The organism is Burkholderia sp. Ac-20345, assembly GCF_017104825.1.
GTDB lineage: Bacteria > Pseudomonadota > Gammaproteobacteria > Burkholderiales > Burkholderiaceae > Burkholderia > Burkholderia lata_B.
Window position 1 is genome coordinate 1 of record NZ_JAAGPO010000089.1, and the last position, 23,351, is coordinate 23,351.

Genomic DNA, 23,351 nt, shown 5'->3' on the forward strand with positions numbered 1-23,351 from the left:
CGTGCGCGTGTCGAACCGCCGGCCGCCGGCGAGCGCATGTCGGTCGCGTTCGTGCTGCAGACGCTCGCCGACGTGCGCGACGCGCACGACATCGTCGTCGAGGAATCGCCGAGCGCACCGCCCGTGATGCAGGAACACCTGCCGTTCACGCGCAGCGGCACGTCCTACACGATGGACATCGGCGTGTCCCGCCACGGGATGCCCGTCGACATCCGAGTCGCGCTCCCCCACCTCGGCCGGCGAGTCATTGTGCGTGTCGCGTGGTGCGAACTGGGTTGGCTGCGTTAAGCAGGGGACTCGAGTTCAGACGTGTGCTCCCACGATCTCGTGCGCGTGTCGAACCGCCGGCCGCCGGCGAGCGCATGTCGGTCGCGTTCGCGCTGCAGACGCTCGCCGACGTGCGCGACGCGCACGACATCGTCGTCGAGGAAGCGCCGAGCGCACGGCCCGTGATGCAGGAACACCTGCCGTTCACGCGCAGCGGCACGTTCTACACGATGGACAGCGGCGGGCTCGGCTACGGGATGCCGGCCGCCGTCGGGGTCGCGCTCGCCCAGCCGGGCCGGCGCGTGATCGGGCTGATCGGCGACGGGTCGAGCCTGTATTCGATTCAGGCCTTGTGGAGTGCCGCGCAGCTGAAGTTGCCGATCACGTTCGTGATCCTGAACAATCGCCGGTACGCTGCGCTGCAGGATTTCGCGCCCGTGTTCGGCTTCGGCCCCGACGACCCCGTGCAGGGCACCGATCTGCCGAACCTGGATTTCGTCGCGCTCGCGCAAGGGATGGGCTGCCGCGGCGTGCGCGTGACCGCTGCCGCGCACCTGCGCGACACGCTGACCGACGCGCTGCGTGCGGCGACGCCGGTCGTCGTCGAAGTCGAGATTGCCTGACGCGCGGTGCGCGTCTTTCCGGAGAATTCATGCAAACCGTATCGATGCTGATCGGCGGCGAACGCCGTCATTCATCCAGCGGCGCGACCTTCGTGCGCCGCAACCCGCTTGACGGCGAAGTCGCGTCCGAAGCGCCAGCATGTACCGTCGACGATGCGCGTGCAGCAGCCGACGCGGCCGCCAGCGCGTTTCCCGGCTGGGCCGCGCTCGGCCCCGGCGCACGCCGCGCGCTGCTGCTGAAGGCAGCCGCCGCGCTTGAAGCGAAGCACGAGCAGTTCGTCGCCGCGATGGCGGCAGAGACGGGGGCGTCCGCGCTGTGGGCCGGCTTCAACGTGCACCTTGCCGCGAGCGGGCTCGTCGAGGCCGCGTCGTTGACTACGCAGGTGGGCGGCGAACTGATTCCGTCCGACGTGCCGGGCTCGCTCGCGATGGGCGTGCGGCAGCCGGCCGGCGTCGTGCTCGGCATCGCGCCGTGGAACGCGCCGGTGATCCTCGCGACGCGCGCACTTGCGCTGCCGCTCGCGTGCGGCAACACGGTCGTGCTGAAGGGCTCGGAGCTGTGTCCCGTCACGCACGGCCTGATCGTCGAAGCGCTGCAGGAGGCCGGCCTGCCGCCGGGCGTCGTCAATTTCGTGACGAACGCGCCCGAGGATGCGGGCGCCATCGTCGATGCATTGATTGCGCATCCGGCCGTGCGCCGCGTGAATTTCACGGGCTCGACGCGCGTCGGCAGGATCGTCGCCGAAGCCTGCGCACGTCACCTGAAACCGTCGGTGCTGGAACTCGGCGGCAAGGCGCCGTTCGTCGTGCTCGACGATGCCGATCTCGACGCGGCGGTTGCGGCGGCCGCGTTCGGCGCGTTCGCGAATTCCGGGCAGATCTGCATGTCGACCGAACGCATCGTCGTCGACGCATCGATCGCCGATGCGTTCGTCGCGAAGCTCGCCGACAAGGCCGCGTCGCTGCCGCTCGGTGATCCACGCCACGGGCCCGTCGTGCTCGGTTCGCTCATCGACATGAAGGCCGTCGAGCGCTGCAACGCGCTGATCGACGATGCGCTCGCGCACGGCGCGACGCTCGTGTGCGGCGGCAAGGCCGGCAGCACGCTGTTCCCGGCCACGCTGCTCGACCATGTGACGCCCGCGATGCGCATCTATGCCGAGGAGTCGTTCGGCCCGGTGAAGGGCATCGTGCGCGTCGACGGCGAGGATGCCGCGATCCGCTGCGCGAACGACAATGCGTTCGGGCTGTCGTCGGCCGTGTTCAGCCGCGATGTCGCGCGTGCGATGCGCGTCGCGGCACGCATCGAGTCGGGCATCTGCCACGTGAACGGTCCGACCGTGCACGACGAGGCGCAGATGCCGTTCGGCGGCGTGAAGGACAGCGGCTTCGGCCACTTCGGCGGCAAGGCCGGTATCGCGGCGTTCACGGACCTGCGCTGGATCACGGTGCAGACCGCACCGCGCCACTATCCGTTCTGACGAGGCCGCCGACGATGAGGATTGCGATTCTGGGGGCGGGTGCGATGGGCTCGCTGTTCGGCGGGCTGCTGGCCGAAAGCGGCGAGGCCGTCACGCTGATCGACGTGAACGACGCGCATCTCGATGCGATTCGCCGCGACGGGCTGCGCATCGACGACGATCGCGGCGAGCGGCGCATCCGTACGTTGCAGGCCGTGCGGCCGGAAGCCGCGCAAGCGGATGCGGCTGCATCGGCGAGCACACCGTTCGATTTGCTGATCGTTTTCACGAAGTCGCTGCATACGCGCACCGCGCTTGACGGCGTGCGCGCGCTGCTGACGCCGCACACGCATGTGCTCACGCTGCAGAACGGGCTCGGCAACGTCGAGACGCTGAATGCGTTCGTGCCGCTCGAACGGATCCTGGTTGGCGTGACGACGTGGCCGGCCGACGCCGCGGGGCCCGCACACGTTCGCTCGCACGGCGCGGGCACGATCCGCATGATGACGGCTGACGGCGCGGCACGCCCGTTCGCGACAGCCGTGGCCGATGCACTGTCGCGCGCGGGGCTCGCATGCACGCTCGATGCCGACGTGTGGGCCGCAATCTGGGAGAAGGTCGCGTTCAACGCGGCGCTCAACACGCTGTGCGCGGCGACGGGCTGCACGGTCGACCAGCTCGGCAACCATCACGACGGGCCCAAACTCGCGCTCGCGATCGCGGCCGAGGTGGCCGCCGTTGCCCGCGCGAAGGGCATCGCGGTCGACGGCGAACGCATCGCGCGCAACGTCGAGCATGCGATCCACGCGCATCGCGGCCATCGCCCGTCGATGCTGCAGGACGTGCTCGCGGGCCGCCGCACGGAAATCGACGCGATCAGCGGCAAGGTCGTCGCGGCCGCGCGCGAAGCGGGCGTGCCGGTGCCGCATGCGGAAACGTTGCTCGCGCTGGTCCGGCTGATCGACGCGCGGATCGACTGAGCAACAGGCCGGCGGCCGGCATGCGCCGCACGACGATACGCGCGCCGCATGCAGTGCGAGCGCCGGATCGGAACAGGTTGGACGAGACACCGGAGCCGGCGCCGATGCGTCGACACCGGCCGACTGCGCAGCACGAGATCCGGGCACGCCTGAGCGCGCCAGCCCGGGCCACTGGAGACGCCATGAAAGCCATCGAATGCCGTTGTCTTGCCGCGCGCGGGTCGCGCACGTTGCCGCTTGAATGCGGCGTACGGGAGGCCGCATGAGCACGCGCGACGGGTTGCAGCCACCGTCCGTCGACATCGGCGCGACGCTCGACGACGGGCCGTTCACGACGATGCAGCGCTGCGTGGTGCTGCTCGCCGCGCTCGCGATCGTGCTCGACGGCTTCGACGGCCAGCTGATCGGTTTCGCGATTCCCGTGCTGATCCGCGAATGGGGCATCACGCGTGGCGCGTTCGCGCCGGCGGTCGCCGCCGGGCTGATCGGGATGGGCATCGGCAGTGCGTGCGCGGGAATCGTCGCGGATCGCTTCGGCCGCCGCCAGGCCGTGATCGGCAGCGTGTTCCTGTTCGGCATCGCGACCTGCGCGATCGGCTTCGCACCGGATGTCACGGCAATCGCGGTGCTGCGCTTCGTCGCGGGGCTCGGGATCGGCGGCGCATTGCCGACGGCCACGACGATGACGGCCGAGTACACGCCCGCGCGGCGCCGCACGATGATGGTGACCGCGACGATCGTCTGCGTGCCGCTCGGCGGGATGCTGGCTGGCCTGTTCGCGCACGAGGTGCTGCCGCGCTACGGCTGGCGCGGGCTGTTCTTCGCGGGCGGCGCGTTGCCGCTCGTGCTCGGCTTCGTGCTCGTGCGTGCGCTGCCCGAATCGCCGCGCTATCTCGCGCGGCGCCCCGCACGCTGGACGGAACTCGGCGCGCTGCTCGCGCGGATGGAGCGGCCCGTCGCACCGGGTACCGTGTTCACCGACATGAGGGACGCACGCGCGGCAGGCGGCCGTGGCGGCTTCGGTGCGCTGTTCGAAAGCGGTCAGGCGCGCGACACGATCGCGCTGTGGTGCGCATTCTTCATGTGCCTGCTCGCGGTGTATGCGGCGTTCAGCTGGCTGCCGACGATGCTGGCGGCGAGCGGGTTGAGCGTGTCGGTCGCGGGTTCCGGGCTCACCGCATACAACCTCGGCGGCGTGATCGGTGCGCTCCTGTGCGCATGGACGATCGCGCATGCCGGGTCGCGCTGGCCGCTCGTGCTGTGCAGTATCGGCGGCGCGGCGAGCGCGGTGTGGCTGATGGGTGTCGATGCCGGCCGCCACACGGGCTGGCTGATCGTCGGGCTCGGCCTGCACGGATTGTTCGTCAACGCGGTGCAATCGACGATGTATGCGCTCTGCGCGTACATCTACCCGACAGCCGTGCGCGCGACGGGCACTGCAAGCGCACTCGCGTTCGGCCGGCTCGGCGCGATCCTCAGCGCGTTCGCGGGCGCGATCGTGATCACCACGGGGGGCGCCTCGGCCTATCTGACGATGCTGGCGATCGCGATGGGGGTTGTCTGCGTCGCGCTGCTCGTCGTGCGACGGCATATTCCGCGACTGTCACGTGCGGCCGTGCAGCCGCGCGAAGGGGAGGCGCTGGCCCGCACGTCGTCTTGACGGCGGGCGGGCCAGGCGGCGAGTCGTGCGTTACAGCGTGGTGCGCACGTGCCAGAGCTCGGGGAACAGCACGACGTCGAGCATCTTGCGCAGGTACGGCGCACCGCTGGTGCCGCCCGTGCCCTGCTTGAAGCCGATGATGCGCTCGACGGTCGTCACGTGACGGAAGCGCCACTGGCGGAACGCGTCCTCGAGATCGACGAGTTCCTCGGCCATCTCGTAGAGCTCCCAGTGCTGCTGCGGGTGACGGTACACCTCGAGCCACGCGGCTTCGACCGTCTCGTCGTGCCGGGTCGGCTGCGTCCAGTCGCGCTCGAGACGCTCCGCCGCGATCGGGAAGCCGCGCCGCGCGAGCAGGCGCACGACTTCGTCGTAGAACGACGGCGCCTCGAGCGTCGCACGCACCTGTTCGAGGATGTCGGGCCGGTGCGCATGCGGCTGCAGCATCTGCACGTTCTTGTTGCCGAGCAGGAATTCGAGCTGCCGGTACTGGTACGACTGGAAGCCCGACGACTGCCCGAGATACGGGCGCATCGCCGAATACTCGGACGGCGTCATCGTCGACAGCACGTTCCACGCCTGAACCAGTTGCTCGAGAATCCGCGACACGCGCGCGAGCATCTTGAACGCGGGCGGAAGCGCGTCGGTGCGCACCGCATCGAGGGCGCCGCGCAGCTCGAACAGCGCGAGCTTCATCCACAGCTCGCTCGTCTGATGCTGGATGATGAACAGCATCTCGTTGTGATCGGGCGACAGCGGATGCTGTGCGTCGAGGATCGAATTCAGCGACAGGTAGTCGCCGTAGCTCATCGACTTCGAGAAATCGAGTTGCGCGTTGTGCCAGCCGGCATCGCCGGGCACGTGCGGCGCTTCGTGCGCGGTGTGGGCCGGTTGTGCCGATTGCGCGGCGCGTGCGCCCGAGAACGGGCAGCCCGCCGGCGCGTCGCCGCCGGGTGGCTGCATATGACCAGAATTCACGACTCTCTCCAGATTTGAATGACAAGGCGCGGCGCGCGGCTCGCGCGCGCCGGGCGAAACCGGTCAGGTCACCGCGCCGCGTTCGGCGAACTCGGGCGCCTTCCACGCGTCGGTGGCGAGGATGTCGCGCAGCGTCTCGACGGCATCCCACACGTCGGCGAAGCGCGTATAGAGCGGCGTGAAGCCGAAGCGCAGCACGTACGGCTCGCGATAGTCGCCGATCACGCCGCGCGCGATCAGCGCCTGCATCACCTCGTAGCCGTGCGGATGCTCGAAGCTCGCCTGCGAGCCGCGCTGGTGATGCGCGCGCGGCGTGACGAGCTTCAGCGACAGGCCCGCGCAGCGCGCTTCGACGAGCGCGATGAACGCATCGGTCAGCGCGAGCGACTTGCGGCGGATCGCGTGCATGTCGGTCTGCAGGAACACGTCGAGCCCGCATTCGACCATCGACATCGACACGATCGGCTGCGTGCCGCACAGGAAGCGCGCGATGCCCGGATCGGGCGCGAAGCCCGGCTGCATCGCGAACGGTGCGCGGTGGCCCCACCAGCCGGACAGCGGCTGCGAGAAGTGCGCATGATGGCGCTGCGGCACCCACACGAATGCGGGCGAACCGGGGCCGCCGTTCAGGTACTTGTACGTGCAGCCGACCGCGCCGTCCGCGCGTGCGCCGTTCAGGTCGACCGGCACCGCGCCGGCCGAGTGCGCGAGATCCCACAGCATCAGCCCGCCCGCGTCGTGCACGAGCTGCGTGACGGCCGGCATGTCGTGCATGTAGCCGGTGCGGTAGTTCACGTGCGTGATCATCGCGACGGCCGTGTCCGCGCCGAGCGCGTCGGGCAGGTCGGCCGGGTCGTCGATCAGGCGCAGTTCGTAGTCGCCGCCGAGCTGCTCGATCAGCCCCTGCGCGATATACAGGTCGGTCGGGAAGTTCGAGCGCTCCGACACGATCACGCGGCGCTCGGGCGCGCGCTCGGCCTGGTGGCGCACCATCGCCGACAGCAGCTTGAACAGGTTGATCGAGATCGTATCGGTCACGACGGTTTCGCCGGGTGCGCCGCCGATCAGCGTCGCGAGCTTGTCGCCGAGGCGGCGCGGCAGCGCGAACCAGCCGGCCGTGTTCCAGCTGCGGATCAGGCCTTCGCCCCATTCGGCGCCGATCACCTGCTGCGCGCGGGCGGCCGATGCGCTTGGCTGCGCGCCGAGCGAGTTGCCGTCGAGGTAGATCACGCCATCGGGCAGGGAGAACTGGTCGCGCAGCGGGGCGAGCGGATCGTCGCGGTCGAGCGCGAGCGCGTCTTCACGGGTCTTGATCATGATGTGGGGTCGTTAGTCGGGGTAATCAGGAAGCACGCGCGGGCAGCGCGCGCAGCACCGCGCGCACGGGGCTCGCGTCGAGCGTCGCGAATTTCAGCGGCAGTGCGATCAGTTCGTAGTCGCCGGGCGGCACGTCGTCGAGCACGATGCCTTCGAGGATCGCCATCCGGTGCGCGCGCACGCGGTGATGCGCATCCATCGTCTTCGATTCCTGCGGGTCGAGCGATGGCGTGTCGATGCCGATCAGCTTCACGCCGCGTGCGGCGAGCAGGTCGACGGTCTCGGGCGCGACCGCGCAGAAGTTGCTGTCCCACTGCTCGACGCTGGCGTGCGCATAGGTGCGCAGCAGCACGCGCGGCGGGACGCCGTCGAGCGCGGCCGCGACATCGGCCGGCTGCACGACCGGCGACGCGCCGATGCAATGAATCACGCGGCACGGGCCGAGGTAGGTCTCGAGCGGCACGGCGCCGATCGGCGCGCCGTCGGCGTCGTAGTGCAGCGGCGCGTCGCAGTGCGCGCCCGTGTGCGGCGACAGCGTCAGGCGCGCGACGTTGACCGGCGAGCCGGCCTCCATTCGCCACACGCGTTCGACGGAAACCGGCGTATCGCCCGGCCACACGGGGGTGGCGGGGCTGACAGGCGGCGAGATGTCCCAGAGGATGTCCATGGCATGACGATTCGGTGAGTCGGTCCTTCGAATGATAGGTGGACGCTCGCAGAAAGTGCTTGCGAAATAAACATGGACAATCCGCCGGATTGGCAGATAATTCGACTCAGAGGGAAAACGGGGACCAAAAATGCACGCGATCACGCTCGATGCCACCGACTGCCGGATTCTGGCGGTCCTGCAGGAAGAGGGCAGAATCAGCAATCTCGACCTGGCGGAACGGATTTCGCTTTCGCCATCCGCCTGCCTGCGCCGCATGCGCCTGCTCGAGGAGCAGGGTGTAATCGAGCACTATCGCGCGTGCCTGAGCCGCGAGAAGCTCGGCTTCGAGCTCGAGGCGTTCGTTCAGGTATCGATGCGCAACGAAGAGAATCAATGGCACGAGCGCTTCGCGGAAGCGCTGCGCGAATGGCCGGAGGTGGTCGGCGCGTTCGTCGTGACGGGCGAGAGCCACTATCTGCTGCGCGTGCTCGCGCACAACCTCAAGCACTATTCGGATTTCGTGCTGAACCGGCTCTACAAGGCGCCGGGCGTGATGGACATCCGTTCGAACATCGTGCTGCAGACGCTGAAGGATGAAGCCGGCGCGCCGGTCGGGCTGGCGCGCACGGGGGCAATCAAAGCGGTGTAAGGCCGTGGAAGCCGCCGCCGTGGAACACGAGCGGTGGCGCGTCCGGCTCGGCGCGTACGCCGCAGCGTTCCACTTCGCCGACGAAGATCACGTGATCGCCTTCGTCGTAGCGGCTGCGGTTGTGGCACTCGAACCACGCGAGCGCGCCGTCGAGCACCGGCATCCCGGAATTGCCGGCTTCATGCGCGATGCCTTCGAAGCGGTCGCCCTTGTAGGTCGAGAAGCGCTTGCACAGGTCGAGCTGCGATGCCGCGAGCACGTTCACCACGTAATGACTGTTGCCGCGGAACACGGGCGTCGACGCCGATTTGTGTGCAAGGCTCCACAGCACGAGCGGCGGATTGAGCGAGACCGAGTTGAACGAGCTGGCGGTGATGCCGATCAGCTGGCCGGACGGCGCGCGCGTCGTGATCACCGTCACGCCCGTGGCGAACTGGCCGAGTGCTTGCCGGAAGGCGGCCGAGTCGAAATCCGGAGGATTGGCCTGGTTCATCGGGCAGCCATCCGGAACGAGACGGGCGGGCGCGGCGCGACGCGGGCGGGGCGGGCACGGCGGACGAAAGGCGACAAGGCGGTCGATGGAGAAGGGGTGCGCATGGCCCGATTTTAGCGGAATCGGGGCCGCCGGGCCCAGCCAGGCGGCGCATTGCGGGGGCAGGGTGACGTAGCGAACACTCCGGTGCGCTGCCGGGTGCGCGGTTGCACGCATGCCGGCACAGTCGTTCTGTTGCGCTTTTTGCGGTACGGCCGCGTTGCCCGGCGCCGCTGCATCACACCTGCCTTCGATTCCGGCACTATCGCGCCGCTGCCAGTCCGAGCGACAACGCGCCCGTCACGATCAGGCTCGACGCCCACACCGCGTCGAGATTGAACCAGCTCCGCGATACGAACTTCAGCCCGAGATAGCGGTACACGAGCCACGCGAGCCCCCCGCCGGCGCCGATCATCGCGATGGCATGCACGGCCGCGACGACGAGCGCCATCCCGAGATGGGTATCGACGAGCGTGGCCGCCGCACGATGGCCGACATCCTGGTCGAGCCCGCACAGCCCGAGGTAGATCGGCACCAGCATCAGCCCCGCGCCATGCGCGATCGCGACCGCGAACGACCACAGGCCGAGCCGCGCGGGCGGGATCCGCGCGAGCGCTCGCGGATGCCGGCGCCGGATCAGCAGCACGGCGCCGAAGCCGATCACGAGCGCGCTCGCGCCGATCCGGATCGCCGTTTGCCATGCGAGCAACGCGGCGAGCAGCCCGAACGGCAGCATCACCGCGAACACTGCGAGCGCATGGCCGAGCGCGAGATAGCCGAGCGCCGTGACGAGCGCGCCGCCGCGGCGCGTCATCAGCGCGTTCGATACCGCGAGCGGCCAGCCCATCGCGGGATTGAGCCCGTGATACACCCCGCTCGCGAGCACGGCGGCCCACAGCGCGAACTGGGCGTGAAGGCTGGCGCTCAACGCTTGACCGACGGATAGCAGAACGAGTCGGTCGAGCAGTCGCCGCCTTCGAGCCGGATCTGGTGCGCGCGATAGCCGTCGGGGAACTCGACCCAGTAATCGTCGGCGAGCGTCAGTCCGCCTTCCGGCCCCACATGCGCGAGCACCTGGGCGCCCGGCACGCCGTCCGGATAGAACTGGTCGTCCCACGTCGAATACAGCGAGTTGGTCCAGTACACGCGCTTCCCGTCGCGGCTGATCTCGACCATCTGCGGGCCGCCTGCGAACGTGCGGCCGTTCGAGTGCGGCGCACGCCGCGCGATGCCGCCAATCCGGACCGACCCCGCGAGCACCGGGTTGTGCGGATCCGACACGTCGTACTGGCGCATCTCGCCGGTGCCCCAGCACGACACGTAGAGGAAGCGGTCGTCGAGCGACAGGTCGATGTCGGTCACGAGCGGCGGCACCGCGCCGAACGATTTCAGCAGCGGCGGCAGTTCGTCGGCCGAGGCCGGCTCTGCCGGAATCGTCGCGGTCTTCTTCACATGGAACTTGCCGCCTTCGCGCCACCAGGTCCAGATCGAGCCTTCGAGATTCGTCGTGTCGACCACGACGCCGACGAACCCGTATTCGCGCGCCGGGTCGTGCGCGGGCCGCACCTCGAGCGCCATCTGGTGCTGCGCGCCGAGATCGATCGTCTGCACGTTGCGCCGTGCGCGCAGGTCCCAGAAATGCAGGCTGTGTCCGTATTTGTTCGCGAGCAGGTCCTCGGGCACGATCCCGTTCTCGAATTGCGGCGGCAGCGCCCACTCGCTCGACACCATGTAGTCGCGCGGCAGGTTCCACCAGAAGTCGTAGTGCTTGTCCTGCGGGCCGCGATCGATCTCCCAGCGGCCGAGCACGTCGAAGGTTTCGCAATCCATGATGAAGATGCCGGGCGCACCGTCGGTGCCGTCCTTGCCTGCGCCGCCGAGCGTGCTCACGTAGATGCCCTCGGGCCCGCAGTGCACGGTGTGCGGCCGCGAATAGCCGGTCTTCGAGAAGATTTCGTCGGGCTCGATGATCTTGTGGATGCGCGCCTGCGTCGGATGCGGCTTCGTGTCGATCACGTAGATGCGCGACGAGCGCAGGCCCGGGATGATCAGGAAGCGGCGCTCGAGGAACGCATGGCCGGTCAGCGGCGACAGCGACGACGAACAGGCATTCCAGCCGAAGTGGTGAAACTCGTCGCCGGTGTTCGGCATCGTGACCGTATGCACGATCGTTCCGTAGGTCGACGAGCCGGGCTTCACGTCGATCACGGCGAGCGCGTCGGGTCTGGAAAAATCGGGGCTCAGCAACAACGTATAGGCAAACTCTTCCGGCGGCGCCTGCATTGCAAGCTCCGGCGAAGCGTGAAACGTCGGGTCAGGCCGCATGCTCATGGTGATGCCCTCTCGATGGTGTCGAATCGTGAACGCCCGGCCGTTCGTTGCGGGCGGGTCGGGGTTGCCGCGCGGCGCGCATCACGCCGGCGGGAGCGATCGTCAGGCGGGCGCATGCGTCGGCGCGCGTGCGGCGCCGTGCATCAGATCGTGAAAGCGGATAAAGGCGATGTGCCGGATCGCCGCACGTGGGGCGGGACGGATGCACGGCAAGGGGGTGGTGCGGTCGAAGCAGCGGCCCGCGAAGCAGCGGCGGCCGGGCGGGTAAGGCGGGCGATGTCTGTTAAGGCATGCATTGCGATGTTCCGGCAGATGATGTTTGCATCAGGGTCGGGCATGCATCGGGTGCTTTGCGCGAGGCAGCGGGTTTGCCGCCGCGCTCGCGCGTGCCTAAGTGTAGACGAGAAAACGGGCGGCCGGTCGTGCGCGGCACCTGTGGAATCTGCCAGGTTTGCGCGCGAGTGAGATACTTGCCGAAGTGCCGTTGCGACCCGTAATCGAGTGCGCAGCGGCGAGACGGAACGGTGGCGCCGGCGCATGCGTGCCGGCTGCCGACATCAACGAGGGACTGATTTCATGGGGAACGAGATGCTTGAAACCGCGACATTGGGAGGCGGGTGTTTCTGGTGCACGGAGGCCGTGTTTCTCGACGTCGACGGCGTGACCGCCGTCCAGTCGGGCTACGCGGGCGGCCATACGCGCAATCCCGGCTATCGCGACATCTGCGAAGGCGACACGGGCCATGCGGAAGTCGTCAACGTGACGTTCGATCCGGCGCGCATCGGCTATCGCGAGATTCTCGAGATCTTCTTCGCGACGCACGATCCGACCCAGTTGAACCGGCAGGGCAACGACACTGGCACGCAGTACCGGTCGGTCGTGTTCACGCATTCGGATGCGCAACGCGACACGGCGCTCGACGTGATCCGCGAACTGGAGCGCGAGCAGGTGTTCGGGCAGCCGATCGTCACGCAGGTCGTGCCGCTCGACGGCAACTACTGGCCGGCCGAGGATTATCACCAGAACTACTACGCGCGTAACCCGGGGCAGGGCTACTGCTCGGTCGTGATCGGGCCGAAGCTCGCGAAATTCCGGCAGAAGTTCTCGCACCGGCTGAAGTCGCTGCGCGGCGCGTAAGCGCGGCCGGCGCAGGCCGGTATCAAGTGGGTATCAAGCCGCCTCGTTGCGCCACTGCGCGCACGCGGCGGCGATCTCGCGCGCGAGCGCGATGCACGACAGCGGCGCGGAGCCTTCCGCCTTGTTGTTGATCGTGATGATCACCGGCTGCCCGGCCAGCGCATAGCGCGCGGCCAGCTCGGCGAGCGCCGAGCGCGTGGCCGGATCCTCGTCGACGAGCTTGTCGAACGGCTCGTATTTCGCCTTCGCCTGTTCGTACTTGAAACCGCCGTGCAGGCTCCAGCGCACGATCAGCGGGCCCGGCGTGTCACCGTCGAGCAGCGCGAGCGCGGCCGCCTGGCGCAGCGGGTCGGGCATCCGCGCGTGCAGGCCGACGCAGTAGCGCACGCCGAGTGCGGCGAGCGCGCGGATGAAACGCGGCGTGAGCAGGCTCGCGTCGCGAATCTCGATTGCATAGCGGGTGCCGTCGGCTTCCGGCGGCAGCGGCGGCAGCGCCGCGAAGAACTCAGCGAGCCGGTCGATCAGGGCGGCCGGCTGGGCGAGCAACTGGTCGGGCAGCGGCGAGAACTGGAACACGAGCACGCCGGCTTTCCGGCCGAGCCCTTCGAGGCAAGGCTGCACGAATTCGCGGATGGCGAGCTGCGCGTCGAGGAAGGTCGGGTTCGGTCCCGACGGTTCGCCGCGCCGGCCGCGGATGACCGCATCGGTCACGGAGGCCGGCGCCTTCACGACGAAGCGGAAATCGTCGGGCACCTGCTGCGCGTAGCGCAGGTAGTCGGCCACCGACAGCGGGCCGTAGAACGACCGGTCGAGGCTCACGCTCTTCAGCAGCGGATGCGCGCCATACGCTTCGAGCCCTTCGCGCGACAGCTTGGTCTGCGCGAAATCGCCGTCGTAGACGATGCCGTCCCAGCCGGGGAAGTACCACGACGACGTACCGAGCCGGACATTCGGCGGCAGGCCGGCCGCTGCATCGGCCACATCCGGCGCGATCGGCGCGGGCAGCACGTCGCGCCGGCGCCGGCCCTTCTTCGGCGGCGCGGCGGGCGGGGATGGTTCGTCCCACAGCAGGCCGGAAGCGGCGGGCGGTGTTTCGTCTGAAGAACGGGCGCTGGTGCGGGTGCGCGGTGCCGGCTGCGCGTCGTCAGACGCGTCCGGTTTCACATGTTCGTCGGTGTCGGCAGGCGGGCCGGCGTTCTCGGGCGACGCGCGTGCAGCATCGGCCGGCACGCCGAACAGGTCGAATTGCCCGTCGGCGTGCGGCGCGTTGGCGTCGTCGTGCTGCTGTCGTTCCGGCGGCGCCTTGCGCCGCGTCCTGCCGTCACCCATGCATGCCCAGCGTGAAGCGCTGCCTAGCGCGGCAGCGCGTGTTCGTACATATAGCGCCGCGACCACGGCAGCGTCTTCGCGCTCTGCCCGGCCTTGCGGCACACGATCTGGAAGATCGACACGTCGTCGTGCTCGAACGCATATGCGCAGCCGGCGAGATACACGCGCCAGATGCGGAATATTTCGTCGTCGACGAGTTGTCGCGCGGCTTCTGCCTTCGCCTCGAAGTTTTCCGTCCAGATGTCGAGCGTGCGCGCATAGTGCCGCCGCAGGCTTTCGACGTCAATCGCTTCCAGTCCGCCGCGCTGCGCGGCTTCCAGCGCGAGGCTGATGTGCGGCAGCTCGCCGTCCGGGAACACGTAGCGGTCGATGAACTCGCCGCCGCCGAGCGCCGTCTCGCCGCTTTCCGCGTCGGTCGACGTGATCCCGTGGTTCATCGCAATGCCGTCATCGGTCAGCAGCTCGCGTACGCGCGAGAAATAGAGCGGCAGGTTCTTGCGGCCGACGTGCTCGAACATCCCGACGCTCGTGATGCGGTCGAACTGGCCGTCGATCTCGCGGTAGTCCTGCAGCCGGATCTCGATCTTGTCTTCCAGCCCGGCGGCCTTCACGCGCGCGGTCGCGAGGTCGAACTGGTTCTGCGACAGCGTGACGCCGAGGCACTGCGCGCCGAACTTCTGCGCGGCGCGCAGCACGAGCGCACCCCAGCCGCAGCCGATGTCGAGCAGGCGCTGGCCGGGCTGAAGCTGGATCTTGGTGAGGATGTGGTCGATCTTCTTGATCTGCGCGGTGGCAAGATCTTCGTCGCCGTTCTCGAAGTACGCGCACGAGTACACCATGTTCTCGTCGAGCCACAGCTGGTAGAACTCGTTCGAGACGTCGTAGTGATACTGGATCGCCTTCTTGTCGGTGTTCTTCGTGTGATTGAAGTAGCGCTTCACGCGCGCGAGCTTGCTCGCGCTGGTGACCGTGCTGCGCGCGAGCGAATAGCTGATGTTGATGATGTCCGACAGCCTGCCTTCGATGTCGATCTTGCCCTTCACGTACGCCTCGCCGAGATTGTCGAGGCTCGGTTCGAGCAACAGCGGCAACGCCGACGCGCTGTTCACCTTCAGCGTGACCTGCGGCGCGCTGAAGGTGCCGAAATCGAGTTGATCGCCGTTCCACAGCACGAGGCGCGCCGGTATGTTCGCTTTCGCCCGTACTTCGTCCGCCCACTGTGCCAGCTTCTTTTCCCAGAACATATGGATTCTCCGTTTGTTCGTTGAATCGAATACAGCCAAGTATCTTGACCGGCGCCCGCCGCTTGCGAGGCGGGCGCCCGGATGCAACACGAGACACGACCGGCATGCGCCGGCGCCGCGCTTACGGCGACAGGCGCGAGATCGACCAGCCCGGCGACGTGTCAGCGTCGCGCGTATAGAGCAGGCGGTCGTGCAGCCGCGACGGGCGGCCCTGCCAGAACTCGATCGAGTCGGGTACGAGGCGGTAGCCGCCCCAGTGCGGCGGGCGCGGCGGGTTGTCGCCGTAGCGTTCGCTGACGGCCTTTTCCTGCGCTTCGAGCGTCGCGCGGCTGTCGATCACCGCGCTCTGCTCGGACGCCCAGGCGCCGATGCGCGAACCCAGCGGGCGCGACGCGAAATAGCGGTCGCTTTCCTCGGCGCTGGTTTTCTCGATCCGGCCTTCGATGCGCACCTGGCGCTCGAGCTCGATCCAGTAGAACAGCAGCGCGGCCTGCGGATGCGCGGCGAGATCGCGCCCCTTGCGGCTTTCGTAATTGGTAAAGAAGACGAACCCGCGTTCGTCGACGCCCTTGATGAGCACGATGCGTGCCGACGGCCGGCCGTCGTCGCCGACGGTCGCGAGCGTCATCGTGTTCGGCTCGGGCAGCTTGGCGGCAAGCGCCTCCTTGAACCAGCGTTCGAACTGGGCGAAGGGGTCGTGGGCGACGTCGGCTTCGTCGAGCGAAGCACGTGAGTAATTGATGCGGAGATCGGCGAGAGTCGTCATGTTATGCAAACGCTTCAATCTGGAACCATTGTAGCCAACGCGCGAGAAACGTGCGTGTACAGTGGCGCGTGCGAGCGGGGAGTTCAGGCAAAATAGAGGGCTGCTCGACTTACGTTTTCCTTTCCGCCATGTCTGCCGCCGACGCTGCCCCGCCCAGTTCCTCTGATCTTACCCCGACCCCGGAAATCCAGCTTGACGTGGATCGAGCGCGGCGTTTCGGCGGCGTCGCGCGGCTGTACGGCGCGCCGGCCGCCGCCGCGTTCGAGCGCGCGCACGTCGCGGTGATAGGAATCGGCGGCGTCGGGTCGTGGGTGGCCGAGGCGCTCGCGCGCAACGCGGTCGGCACGCTGACGCTGATCGATCTCGACAACGTCGCGGAAAGCAATACGAACCGGCAGATCCACGCGCTCGACGGCAATTACGGCAAGCCGAAGGTCGACGCGATGGCCGAGCGGATCGCGCTGATCGATCCCGCGTGCCGCGTGAACCGGATCGAGGATTTCGTCGAGCCCGACAACTTCGATGCGCTGCTCGGCGGCGGCTTCGACTATGTGATCGACGCGATCGACAGCGTGCGCACGAAGGTCGCGCTGATCGCGTGGTGCGTCGCGAAGCGCCAGCCGCTCGTCGTGGTCGGCGGCGCGGGCGGCCAGCTCGACCCGACGCGCATCCGGATCGACGATCTCGCGCTGACGATCCAGGATCCGCTGCTGTCGAAGGTGCGCGCGCAGTTGCGCAAGCAGCACGGCTTTCCGCGCGGGCCGAAGGCGCGCTTCAAGGTCAGCGCCGTGTATTCCGACGAGCCGCTGATCTATCCGGAAGCGGCCGCCTGCGACCTCGAGGACGGCGCCGAGCCGTCCGCGGCCGCGCACGTCGCGGGGCTCAACTGTGCGGGATTCGGTTCGAGCGTGTGCGTGACCGCGAGCTTTGGCTTCGCGGCCGCCGCGCATGCGCTGCGCGCGATCGCGGCGCAGGCCGCCGGCTGAGCCGTCGTGAGTCGCGGTCGTTGACGGAATGCTGCGGCGCGTGACGCGCGCCGTCGTAGGTCATGCGGGGCGATCCCGCCGCCGGGCCATTGCGGCCCGGCGGGTCACACGTCAGTTCAGTTGAGCGCCATGCTCAGCTTGCGCCGCCACCCGGCGACGAGGTCTGGGTGATCGCCGGCCAGCTCGAATACCGAGATCATCGTGCGGCGGCCGAGATCGTCGCCGTACGCGCGATCGCGCGTGACGATTTCCAGCAACTGCTCCAGCGCCCCTTCATACGCCCGCCGCGCGATCAGGCTCTGCGCGAGATCGAAACGCGCGTCGAGATCGGCCGGGTTCGCCGCGATGCGCGCTTCGAGCGCATCGGTCGGCGGCAGGTCGGCCGTGGCTTCGAGTGCGTCGAAACGGGTCTTGATCGCCTGGTAGCGCGGATCGCCGTTCTGCACGGTTTGCGGCGACAGGCGTTCGGTCTCGGCGCGCGCGGCGTCGACCTGGTTGCTCGCGAGCAGCAATTCGATCAAATCGAGGCGTGCGTCGTCGAAGCCGGGGTTCAGTGCGAGCGCCGATTCGAGGTGCGTGAGCGCGTCGTCGTAGCGCTCCTCGGCCACCGCGTACTGCGCGGCACGCCGTTCGGCTTCCTCGGGCGCCGGCAGCAGCCGGTCGAGGAAGGCGCGCAGCTGGCCCTCGGGCAGCACGCCGACGAACTGGTCGACCGGGCGCCCGTCGGCGAACGCGATCACGTGCGGGATGCTGCGCGTCTGGAAGTGCGCGGCGAGTTCCTGGTTCTCGTCGACGTTGACCTTCACGAGCTTCCAGCGGCCCTCGTAGTCGCCTTCGAGCTTTTCCAGCAGCGGGCCGAGCGTCTTGCAGGGGCCGCACCAGGGCGCCCAGAAGTCGACCAGCACGGGGGCGTCCAGCGACGCCTCGATGACGTCTTTCTCGAATGTGGCAAGCGTGGTGTCCATGTCGTTCTCTTTCGTTCGAATGTCGTCAGGATGGGGGCAGTGCGCCCCTTTTTCAACGCGGCTTCGACTCGGGCAGCGGTATCCATTCGGTTTCGCCCGGCACCTTGCCCATTTCCTGGCGCGTCCATGCTTCTTTCGCGCGCTCGATCGCTTCGCGGCTGCTGGCGACGAAATTCCATTCGATGAAGCGCTCGCCGTCGATCTTGTCGCCGCCCAGCAGCATCGCGCGTGCGCCGCTGGCGCTCGTCAGTGTGACTGTTGCACCGGGCGCGAGCACGGCCATCTGCTCGGCCGGCACCGGCGTGCCGTCGATCGCGAGCTCGCCGTCGACCACGTAGACCGCGCGCTCCTCGTGCGACGCGTCGAGTTCGAGACGGCCGCCGGCTGCGAATTCGGCCGCGACGTACAGCGTGCGCGAGAACGTCGTGACCGGCGAGCGCAGCCCGAACGCATCGCCGGCGATCACCGTCAGCGACACGCCGTCCTCATTGCGCTTCGGCAGCGTGTCGGCCGCATGGTGCTCGAACGACGGCTCGGTCGTCTCGTGCGCGCGCGGCAGCGCGACCCAGGTCTGGATCCCGTGCACGGTGTGGCCGTGTTCGCGCTGCGCGTCGGGCGTGCGCTCGGAGTGGACGATCCCGCGGCCGGCCGTCATCCAGTTCACGTCGCCCGGCACGATCTCCTGCAGCGAGCCGAGGCTGTCGCGGTGCAGGATCGCGCCGTCGAACAGGTAGGTGACGGTGGCGAGGCCGATATGCGGATGCGGGCGCACGTCGAGCCCCGTGCCGGGCGGCAGCGTGGCGGGCCCCATGTGATCGAAGAAGATGAACGGGCCGACGAGGCGGGCGGCGAGCGCGGGCAGCGTGCGGCGCACCTGCAGGTTGCCGATGTCGCGCACGTGCGGCTTCAGCAGGGCTTTGATCGGAGCGGTCATGGCGGATCCTGTGGGGCGGCGGGGGATGCCGGTCATTGTACTGGCCGTCTGCCGCCGATTCCATTCACGCCGCGCGGGTATCGGGCCGGGTGCCGAAACCCGGTAGACTGACCGGCTTCTCGAGAAGACGCCGGGCCGCCCCGGTTGTTCCGCCCCAAAGGCAGTCCCGTTCGGGGATGGCCGCCTCGGGGCCCGGCGCGAGGCGACAGCGCTCGAGAGCACCTTGCACAACGATTCGACAATCGAGGAGACGCCGATGATGGCCCCGAAGGACTTGCTGCTCGCGCTGGTCGTGATCCTGGCGTGGGGCGTGAACTTCGTCGTGATCAAGGTCGGCCTGCACGGGATGCCGCCGATGCTGCTCGGCGCGCTGCGCTTCACGCTCGCGGCCGTGCCCGCGGTGTTCTTCGTGCGCCGGCCGCAGATTCCGTGGCGCCTGCTGGTGCTGTACGGCGCGACGATCCAGCTCGGCCAGTTCGTGTTCCTGTTCACCGGCATGTACGTCGGCATGCCGGCCGGCCTCGCGTCGCTCGTGCTGCAGTCGCAGGCGTTCTTCACGCTCGTGTTCGCGATGCTGTTCCTCGGCGAGCGGCTGCGCACGCAGAACCTGCTCGGCCTCGCGATCGCCGCGGGCGGGCTCGTCGTGATCGCGGCGCAGGGCGGCCGCGCGATGACGCTCGCGGGTTTCCTGCTGACGATCTGCTCGGCTGCGATGTGGGCGTTCGGCAACATCGTCACGAAGAAGGTCGGCAAGGCGAATCTCGTATCGCTCGTCGTGTGGGCCAGCCTCGTGCCCCCCGTGCCGTTCTTCCTGCTGTCTCTTTGGTTCGAAGGGCCGCAGCGGATCGCGACCGCGCTCGCCGGGCTGAACGGCGCGTCGATCTTCGCGGTCGTCTATCTCGCGTTCGTCGCGACGCTGCTCGGCTACGGGCTGTGGAGCCGCCTGCTGTCGCGCTATCCGGCCGCGCAGGTCGCGCAGTTCTCGCTGCTGGTGCCGATCGTCGGCCTCGCGTCGTCTGCGCTGCTGCTCGACGAGCATCTGACGCGCCCGCAGGTGATCGGCGCGGCGCTCGTGATGGGCGGGCTCGCGGTGAACGTGTTCGGCGGGAAACTGATGCGCCGCTTCGCGGCATCGTGACGCGCCGGCACGCACTGCGTGCCGGCGGCGGGGCGGGGTGGCCGGGTACGGCCGTCAGGCCATCCGGCTCTTCGCGAGCGGCGGATTCGCGGCGAAATAGCGCTTGATGCCGCGGAAGATCGCGTCGGCCATCTGGTCGCGATAGCTGTCGTCGTTCAGGCGGCTCTCTTCTTCCGGGTTGCTGATGAACGCGGTCTCGACGAGGATCGACGGAATGTCGGGTGCCTTCAGCACCGCGAACCCGGCCTGTTCGACCGAGCCCTTGTGCAGCTTGTTGATGCCGCCGACTTCCTTCAGCACGTAGTTGCCGTAGCGCAGCGAATCGCGGATCTGCGCGGTCGTCGACATGTCGAACAGCGCGCGGTTCACGGCCGCGTCCGCGGTCTTGATGTTGATGCCGCCGATCAGGTCGGACGAATTTTCCTTGTTCGCCATCCAGCGCGCCGCGGCGCTCGTCGCGCCGTGGTCGGACAGCGCGAACACCGACGAGCCGCGCGCGGACGGCGTCGTGAACGCGTCCGCGTGGATCGACACGAACAGGTCGGCGCCGACGCGGCGCGCCTTCTGCACGCGCACGTTCAGCGGCACGAAGAAGTCGGCGTCGCGCGTCATCATCGCGCGCATGTTCGGCGCGCCGTCGATCTTCGCGCGCAGCTTCTTCGCGATGTCGAGCGCGATGTGCTTCTCGTACGTGCCGCCGCCGCCGATCGCGCCCGGATCCTCGCCGCCATGGCCCGGATCGATTGCAACCGTCAGCAGGCGCACGGTGCTGCCCTTGCCGGATTTCGGCGCGGTGAACTTGTAGGTGTCGCCGTCGTCGTCGCTGTCGTCGCGGCGTGCGATGACGGGCGGCGGCTTGACGGCCGGCTTCGCGGGCGTCGAAGGCGTGCCGGCGGCGGGCGGCGTATGCGGCGTGGCCGGCGTGTTCTGCGCGAAGCGCTGGAAGAACGCGTCGCTGCTATCGCCCCCGGCGGGTGGCGGCAGGGGCGTGCCCGGGCCGGCCAGCGCGGTCGGCGGCTGCATCTGCTGCGCGCGCGCGGTGTCGTTGAGCGCCTGTTCCTTGCGCTCCGTCTGCGTGATCAGGTCGGACAGCGGATCGGGTGCGACGGCCGGATACAGGTCGAACACGAGCCGGTACTTGTAGGTGCCGACCGGCGGCAGCGTGAACACCTGCGGCTTCACCGAGCCTTTCAGGTCGAACACCATCCGCACGACGTGCGGCTGATACTGGCCGACGCGCACCGACTGGATCTGCGGGTCGTTCGGCGCGATCTTCGACACGAGGTCGCGCAGCGCCTGGTCGAGATCGAGGCCGGTCAGGTCGACCACGAGGCGGTCGGGACCCTGCAGCAGCTGTTGGCTATTCTGCAGCGGCTGGTCGGATTCGATCGTGACGCGCGTGTAATCGCGTGCGGGCCACACGCGCACGCCGAGCACCGACGACGCGTGCGCGAGCCGCGGCGCGACGAGACCGAGCACCAGCGTCGACGCGCCCGCGCACAGGATCTGGCGGCGCCGCCAGTTGTGCGTCGCGGTGGCCGCCGATTCGATCGAGCGGAACGGTTTGATCAACATCTTTCGAGACATGCCTTTCCTGAAGCGCTGTACGCCCGGACGGTGAGGGCGCGGCCGTCGCCATCCACGTCGAGCGAGAAAACCAGATCGGGTACGCCGAGCAGCGTGCCCGCCTGTTGCGGCCATTCGACGAGGCAGATCGCGCTGGAATTGAAATATTCGCGAAAGCCTGCGTCGGACCATTCGGTCGGATCGTTGAAACGATACAGATCGAAGTGATAGACCTCGAGTTCCCCATCGTCGCGTTCGAGCGCATACGGCTCGACGAGCGTATAGGTCGGACTGCGCACGCGCCCCGTGTGGCCGAGGCCGCGCAGGATCGCGCGCACGAGGGACGTCTTGCCCGCGCCGAGATCGCCGACCAGCTGGATCTGCAGCCCGTCGAACGCATGCGCGCGGGCGAGCTCGGTGCGCGCCGCGTCGAGCGCGTGCGCGAAGCGGGTGCCGAAGGCCTCGGTCGCCGCTTCGTCGGCGAGCGCGATCACGCGCTCCGCGAGCAGGGCGGGCAGCATGGCGTCGTGAGGCGATTGGCTGGGCGTGGCTGGCATTCTCGTAAAATAGTGCGATGAACCGATTACCGGAACTCGCCGCATCCGACAGGCCTTCGACTCGTGCCGAAGGCGCGGCACCGTGCGCGCTCGACGATGCGGCGTTGACTGCGCTCGCCGCGCGCATCAGGGCGTGGGGGCGCGAATTGGGTTTCGGGGCGATCGGCATCAGCGATACCGATCTCTCGGATGCCGAAGCAGGCCTCGCCGCCTGGCTGGAAGCCGGATACCACGGCGAAATGGATTATATGGCGAAACATGGGATGAAACGCGCGCGTCCGGCCGAACTTGTGGCCGGTACGCGACGCGTGATCTCCGCCCGGCTCGCCTATCTGCCGGCCGAAACGCTCGCCCCCGACGCACCCGGCGGCGAGCCGGGCGCGCTCGCGCTGCACGACTGGCGCGCGCGCGAACGCGCCCGGCTCGACGATCCGCAGGCGGCCGTCGTGTCGATCTACGCACGCGGTCGCGACTATCACAAGGTGCTGCGTAACCGCCTGCAGACGCTCGCCGAGCGCATCGAGCAGGAGATCGGCGCGTTCGGTTTCCGCGTGTTCACCGATTCGGCGCCCGTACTCGAGGTCGAGCTCGCGCAGAAGGCCGGTGTCGGCTGGCGCGGCAAGCACACGCTGCTGCTGCAGCGCGATGCGGGCTCGCTGTTCTTCCTCGGCGAGATCTACGTCGACGTTCCGCTGCCGACCGACGCGCACACGTCCCCCGACACCGCACCCGAGACGCCCGGCGCGCACTGCGGCAGCTGCACGCGCTGCATCGGCGCCTGCCCGACCGGCGCGATCGTCGAGCCGTACCGCGTCGACGCGCGCCGCTGCATCTCGTACCTGACGATCGAACTGAAAGGCAGCATCCCCGAGCCGCTGCGGCCGATGATCGGCAATCGCGTGTACGGCTGCGACGATTGCCAGCTCGTGTGCCCGTGGAACAAGTTCGCGCAGGCCGCGCCCGTCGCCGATTTCGATGTGCGGAACGGCCTCGACCGCGCGACGCTCGTCGAGCTGTTTGCATGGGATGCGGACGCGTTCGATACGCGGATGCAGGGCAGCGCGATCCGGCGCATCGGCTACGAAAGCTGGCTGCGCAATCTCGCGGTCGGGCTCGGCAATGCGCTGCGCGCGGACCCGGGCCGGCTCGCGCCGCAGGCGCGCGATGCGATCGTCGCCGCATTGCGCGCGCGGGCCGACGATCCGTCGCCGGTCGTGCGCGAGCATGTCGAATGGGCGCTGCGTGCCGCGTGAAGGCGGCGTAAAGTGTCGTCGGCGCGCGGC

21 protein-coding genes and 2 pseudogenes are annotated in these 23,351 nt (G+C 68.6%); 10 read left to right on the forward strand and 13 right to left on the reverse strand.

Features of this window, described 5'->3' with window-relative positions:
- From G3O06_RS27585 to G3O06_RS27605, 5 genes and pseudogenes are all read left to right on the forward strand, one after another.
- Positions 1 to 249: pseudogene (locus tag G3O06_RS27585) on the forward strand (benzoylformate decarboxylase); the annotation flags it as partial.
- Positions 250 to 332: 83 nt separating this feature from the next.
- A pseudogene (locus tag G3O06_RS27590) lies at positions 333 to 890 on the forward strand (thiamine pyrophosphate-dependent enzyme); the annotation flags it as partial.
- Positions 891 to 919: 29 nt separating this feature from the next.
- On the forward strand, positions 920 to 2,371 hold the full coding sequence (locus G3O06_RS27595; RefSeq protein ID WP_205818127.1) for an aldehyde dehydrogenase: 1,452 nt from the start codon (positions 920 to 922) through the stop codon (positions 2,369 to 2,371).
- Between the two features lie 14 nt (positions 2,372 to 2,385).
- Positions 2,386 to 3,330 (forward strand): 2-dehydropantoate 2-reductase, encoded by a 945-nt coding sequence (locus tag G3O06_RS27600; RefSeq protein ID WP_205818128.1) that lies wholly within the window; start codon positions 2,386 to 2,388, stop codon positions 3,328 to 3,330.
- Positions 3,331 to 3,592: 262 nt separating this feature from the next.
- The gene (locus G3O06_RS27605) at positions 3,593 to 4,990 is read left to right on the forward strand and encodes an MFS transporter (protein WP_205818129.1); all 1,398 of its coding nucleotides are present in this window, start codon (positions 3,593 to 3,595) and stop codon (positions 4,988 to 4,990) included.
- Positions 4,991 to 5,020: 30 nt separating this feature from the next.
- Here G3O06_RS27605 and kynA read toward each other — a convergent pair whose 3' ends face one another.
- The 3 genes from kynA to kynB form a co-directional block, all read right to left on the reverse strand.
- Positions 5,021 to 5,953 carry a tryptophan 2,3-dioxygenase gene (gene kynA, locus G3O06_RS27610; RefSeq protein ID WP_205818143.1) on the reverse strand — a complete coding sequence of 311 codons (933 nt, stop codon included), beginning with the start codon at positions 5,951 to 5,953 and terminating at the stop codon, positions 5,021 to 5,023.
- Between the two features lie 78 nt (positions 5,954 to 6,031).
- Entirely contained in the window at positions 6,032 to 7,282 is a 1,251-nt protein-coding gene (kynU, locus tag G3O06_RS27615; protein WP_174918521.1) for a kynureninase, read from the reverse strand.
- A 28-nt stretch (positions 7,283 to 7,310) separates the two neighbouring features.
- Entirely contained in the window at positions 7,311 to 7,952 is a 642-nt protein-coding gene (gene kynB / locus G3O06_RS27620) for an arylformamidase (protein WP_174986491.1), read from the reverse strand.
- 130 nt (positions 7,953 to 8,082) lie between these two features.
- Here kynB and G3O06_RS27625 point away from each other — a divergent pair, with 130 nt between their 5' ends.
- Entirely contained in the window at positions 8,083 to 8,583 is a 501-nt protein-coding gene (locus G3O06_RS27625) for an Lrp/AsnC family transcriptional regulator (RefSeq protein ID WP_006477992.1), read from the forward strand.
- Here the strand turns inward: G3O06_RS27625 and G3O06_RS27630 are convergent.
- The 3 genes from G3O06_RS27630 to G3O06_RS27640 all read right to left on the reverse strand — a co-directional run bounded on the left by G3O06_RS27630 (position 8,570) and on the right by G3O06_RS27640 (position 11,446).
- Positions 8,570 to 9,076: a flavin reductase family protein gene (locus G3O06_RS27630; RefSeq protein ID WP_174918501.1), complete on the reverse strand. Its 507-nt coding sequence runs from the start codon at positions 9,074 to 9,076 to the stop codon at positions 8,570 to 8,572. The two genes, G3O06_RS27625 and G3O06_RS27630, sit on opposite strands and share 14 nt — an antisense overlap.
- Before the next feature lie 301 nt (positions 9,077 to 9,377).
- Complete coding sequence (locus tag G3O06_RS27635) at positions 9,378 to 10,043, reverse strand: hypothetical protein (RefSeq protein ID WP_205818130.1); 666 nt, start codon at positions 10,041 to 10,043, stop codon at positions 9,378 to 9,380.
- Positions 10,040 to 11,446, reverse strand: a complete 1,407-nt coding sequence (locus G3O06_RS27640) for a selenium-binding family protein (protein WP_205818131.1) — start codon at positions 11,444 to 11,446, stop codon at positions 10,040 to 10,042. Before G3O06_RS27640 ends, G3O06_RS27635 begins: the two co-directional genes overlap by 4 nt.
- A 576-nt stretch (positions 11,447 to 12,022) precedes the next feature.
- On the opposite strand from G3O06_RS27640, the gene msrA reads away from it, so the two are divergent.
- Complete coding sequence (gene msrA / locus G3O06_RS27645; protein ID WP_114177892.1) at positions 12,023 to 12,583, forward strand: peptide-methionine (S)-S-oxide reductase MsrA; 561 nt, start codon at positions 12,023 to 12,025, stop codon at positions 12,581 to 12,583.
- Between the two features lie 33 nt (positions 12,584 to 12,616).
- Here msrA and G3O06_RS27650 read toward each other — a convergent pair whose 3' ends face one another.
- From G3O06_RS27650 to pdxH, 3 genes are all read right to left on the reverse strand, one after another.
- Positions 12,617 to 13,912, reverse strand: coding sequence for a DUF72 domain-containing protein (locus G3O06_RS27650; protein ID WP_205818132.1), 1,296 nt, complete (start codon positions 13,910 to 13,912; stop codon positions 12,617 to 12,619).
- Between the two features lie 23 nt (positions 13,913 to 13,935).
- On the reverse strand, positions 13,936 to 15,156 hold the full coding sequence (locus tag G3O06_RS27655; RefSeq protein WP_174918506.1) for a cyclopropane-fatty-acyl-phospholipid synthase family protein: 1,221 nt from the start codon (positions 15,154 to 15,156) through the stop codon (positions 13,936 to 13,938).
- Positions 15,157 to 15,277: 121 nt separating this feature from the next.
- Positions 15,278 to 15,922 (reverse strand): pyridoxamine 5'-phosphate oxidase, encoded by a 645-nt coding sequence (gene pdxH / locus G3O06_RS27660; RefSeq protein ID WP_205818133.1) that lies wholly within the window; start codon positions 15,920 to 15,922, stop codon positions 15,278 to 15,280.
- A gap of 128 nt (positions 15,923 to 16,050) precedes the next feature.
- Here pdxH and G3O06_RS27665 point away from each other — a divergent pair, with 128 nt between their 5' ends.
- Entirely contained in the window at positions 16,051 to 16,908 is an 858-nt protein-coding gene (locus G3O06_RS27665) for a tRNA threonylcarbamoyladenosine dehydratase (protein ID WP_043190093.1), read from the forward strand.
- Positions 16,909 to 17,024: 116 nt separating this feature from the next.
- Here the strand turns inward: G3O06_RS27665 and trxA are convergent, their stop codons facing one another.
- Together trxA and G3O06_RS27675 are read right to left on the reverse strand one after the other, a co-directional pair.
- Positions 17,025 to 17,873 (reverse strand): thioredoxin, encoded by an 849-nt coding sequence (trxA, locus tag G3O06_RS27670; protein ID WP_174967635.1) that lies wholly within the window; start codon positions 17,871 to 17,873, stop codon positions 17,025 to 17,027.
- A 52-nt stretch (positions 17,874 to 17,925) separates the two neighbouring features.
- Positions 17,926 to 18,807, reverse strand: a complete 882-nt coding sequence (locus G3O06_RS27675; protein ID WP_205818134.1) for a pirin family protein — start codon at positions 18,805 to 18,807, stop codon at positions 17,926 to 17,928.
- A gap of 259 nt (positions 18,808 to 19,066) precedes the next feature.
- On the opposite strand from G3O06_RS27675, the gene G3O06_RS27680 reads away from it, so the two are divergent.
- Positions 19,067 to 19,945 (forward strand): EamA family transporter, encoded by an 879-nt coding sequence (locus G3O06_RS27680; protein WP_174986536.1) that lies wholly within the window; start codon positions 19,067 to 19,069, stop codon positions 19,943 to 19,945.
- 54 nt (positions 19,946 to 19,999) lie between these two features.
- Here G3O06_RS27680 and G3O06_RS27685 read toward each other — a convergent pair whose 3' ends face one another.
- Both G3O06_RS27685 and tsaE read right to left on the reverse strand, forming a co-directional pair.
- Positions 20,000 to 21,532, reverse strand: a complete 1,533-nt coding sequence (locus G3O06_RS27685) for an N-acetylmuramoyl-L-alanine amidase (protein WP_174918510.1) — start codon at positions 21,530 to 21,532, stop codon at positions 20,000 to 20,002.
- Complete coding sequence (gene tsaE, locus G3O06_RS27690) at positions 21,514 to 22,068, reverse strand: tRNA (adenosine(37)-N6)-threonylcarbamoyltransferase complex ATPase subunit type 1 TsaE (RefSeq protein ID WP_205818135.1); 555 nt, start codon at positions 22,066 to 22,068, stop codon at positions 21,514 to 21,516. Before tsaE ends, G3O06_RS27685 begins: the two co-directional genes overlap by 19 nt.
- 17 nt (positions 22,069 to 22,085) lie before the next feature.
- On the opposite strand from tsaE, the gene queG reads away from it, so the two are divergent.
- Entirely contained in the window at positions 22,086 to 23,321 is a 1,236-nt protein-coding gene (queG, locus tag G3O06_RS27695; RefSeq protein WP_205818136.1) for a tRNA epoxyqueuosine(34) reductase QueG, read from the forward strand.
- Positions 23,322 to 23,351 lie beyond the last annotated feature (30 nt).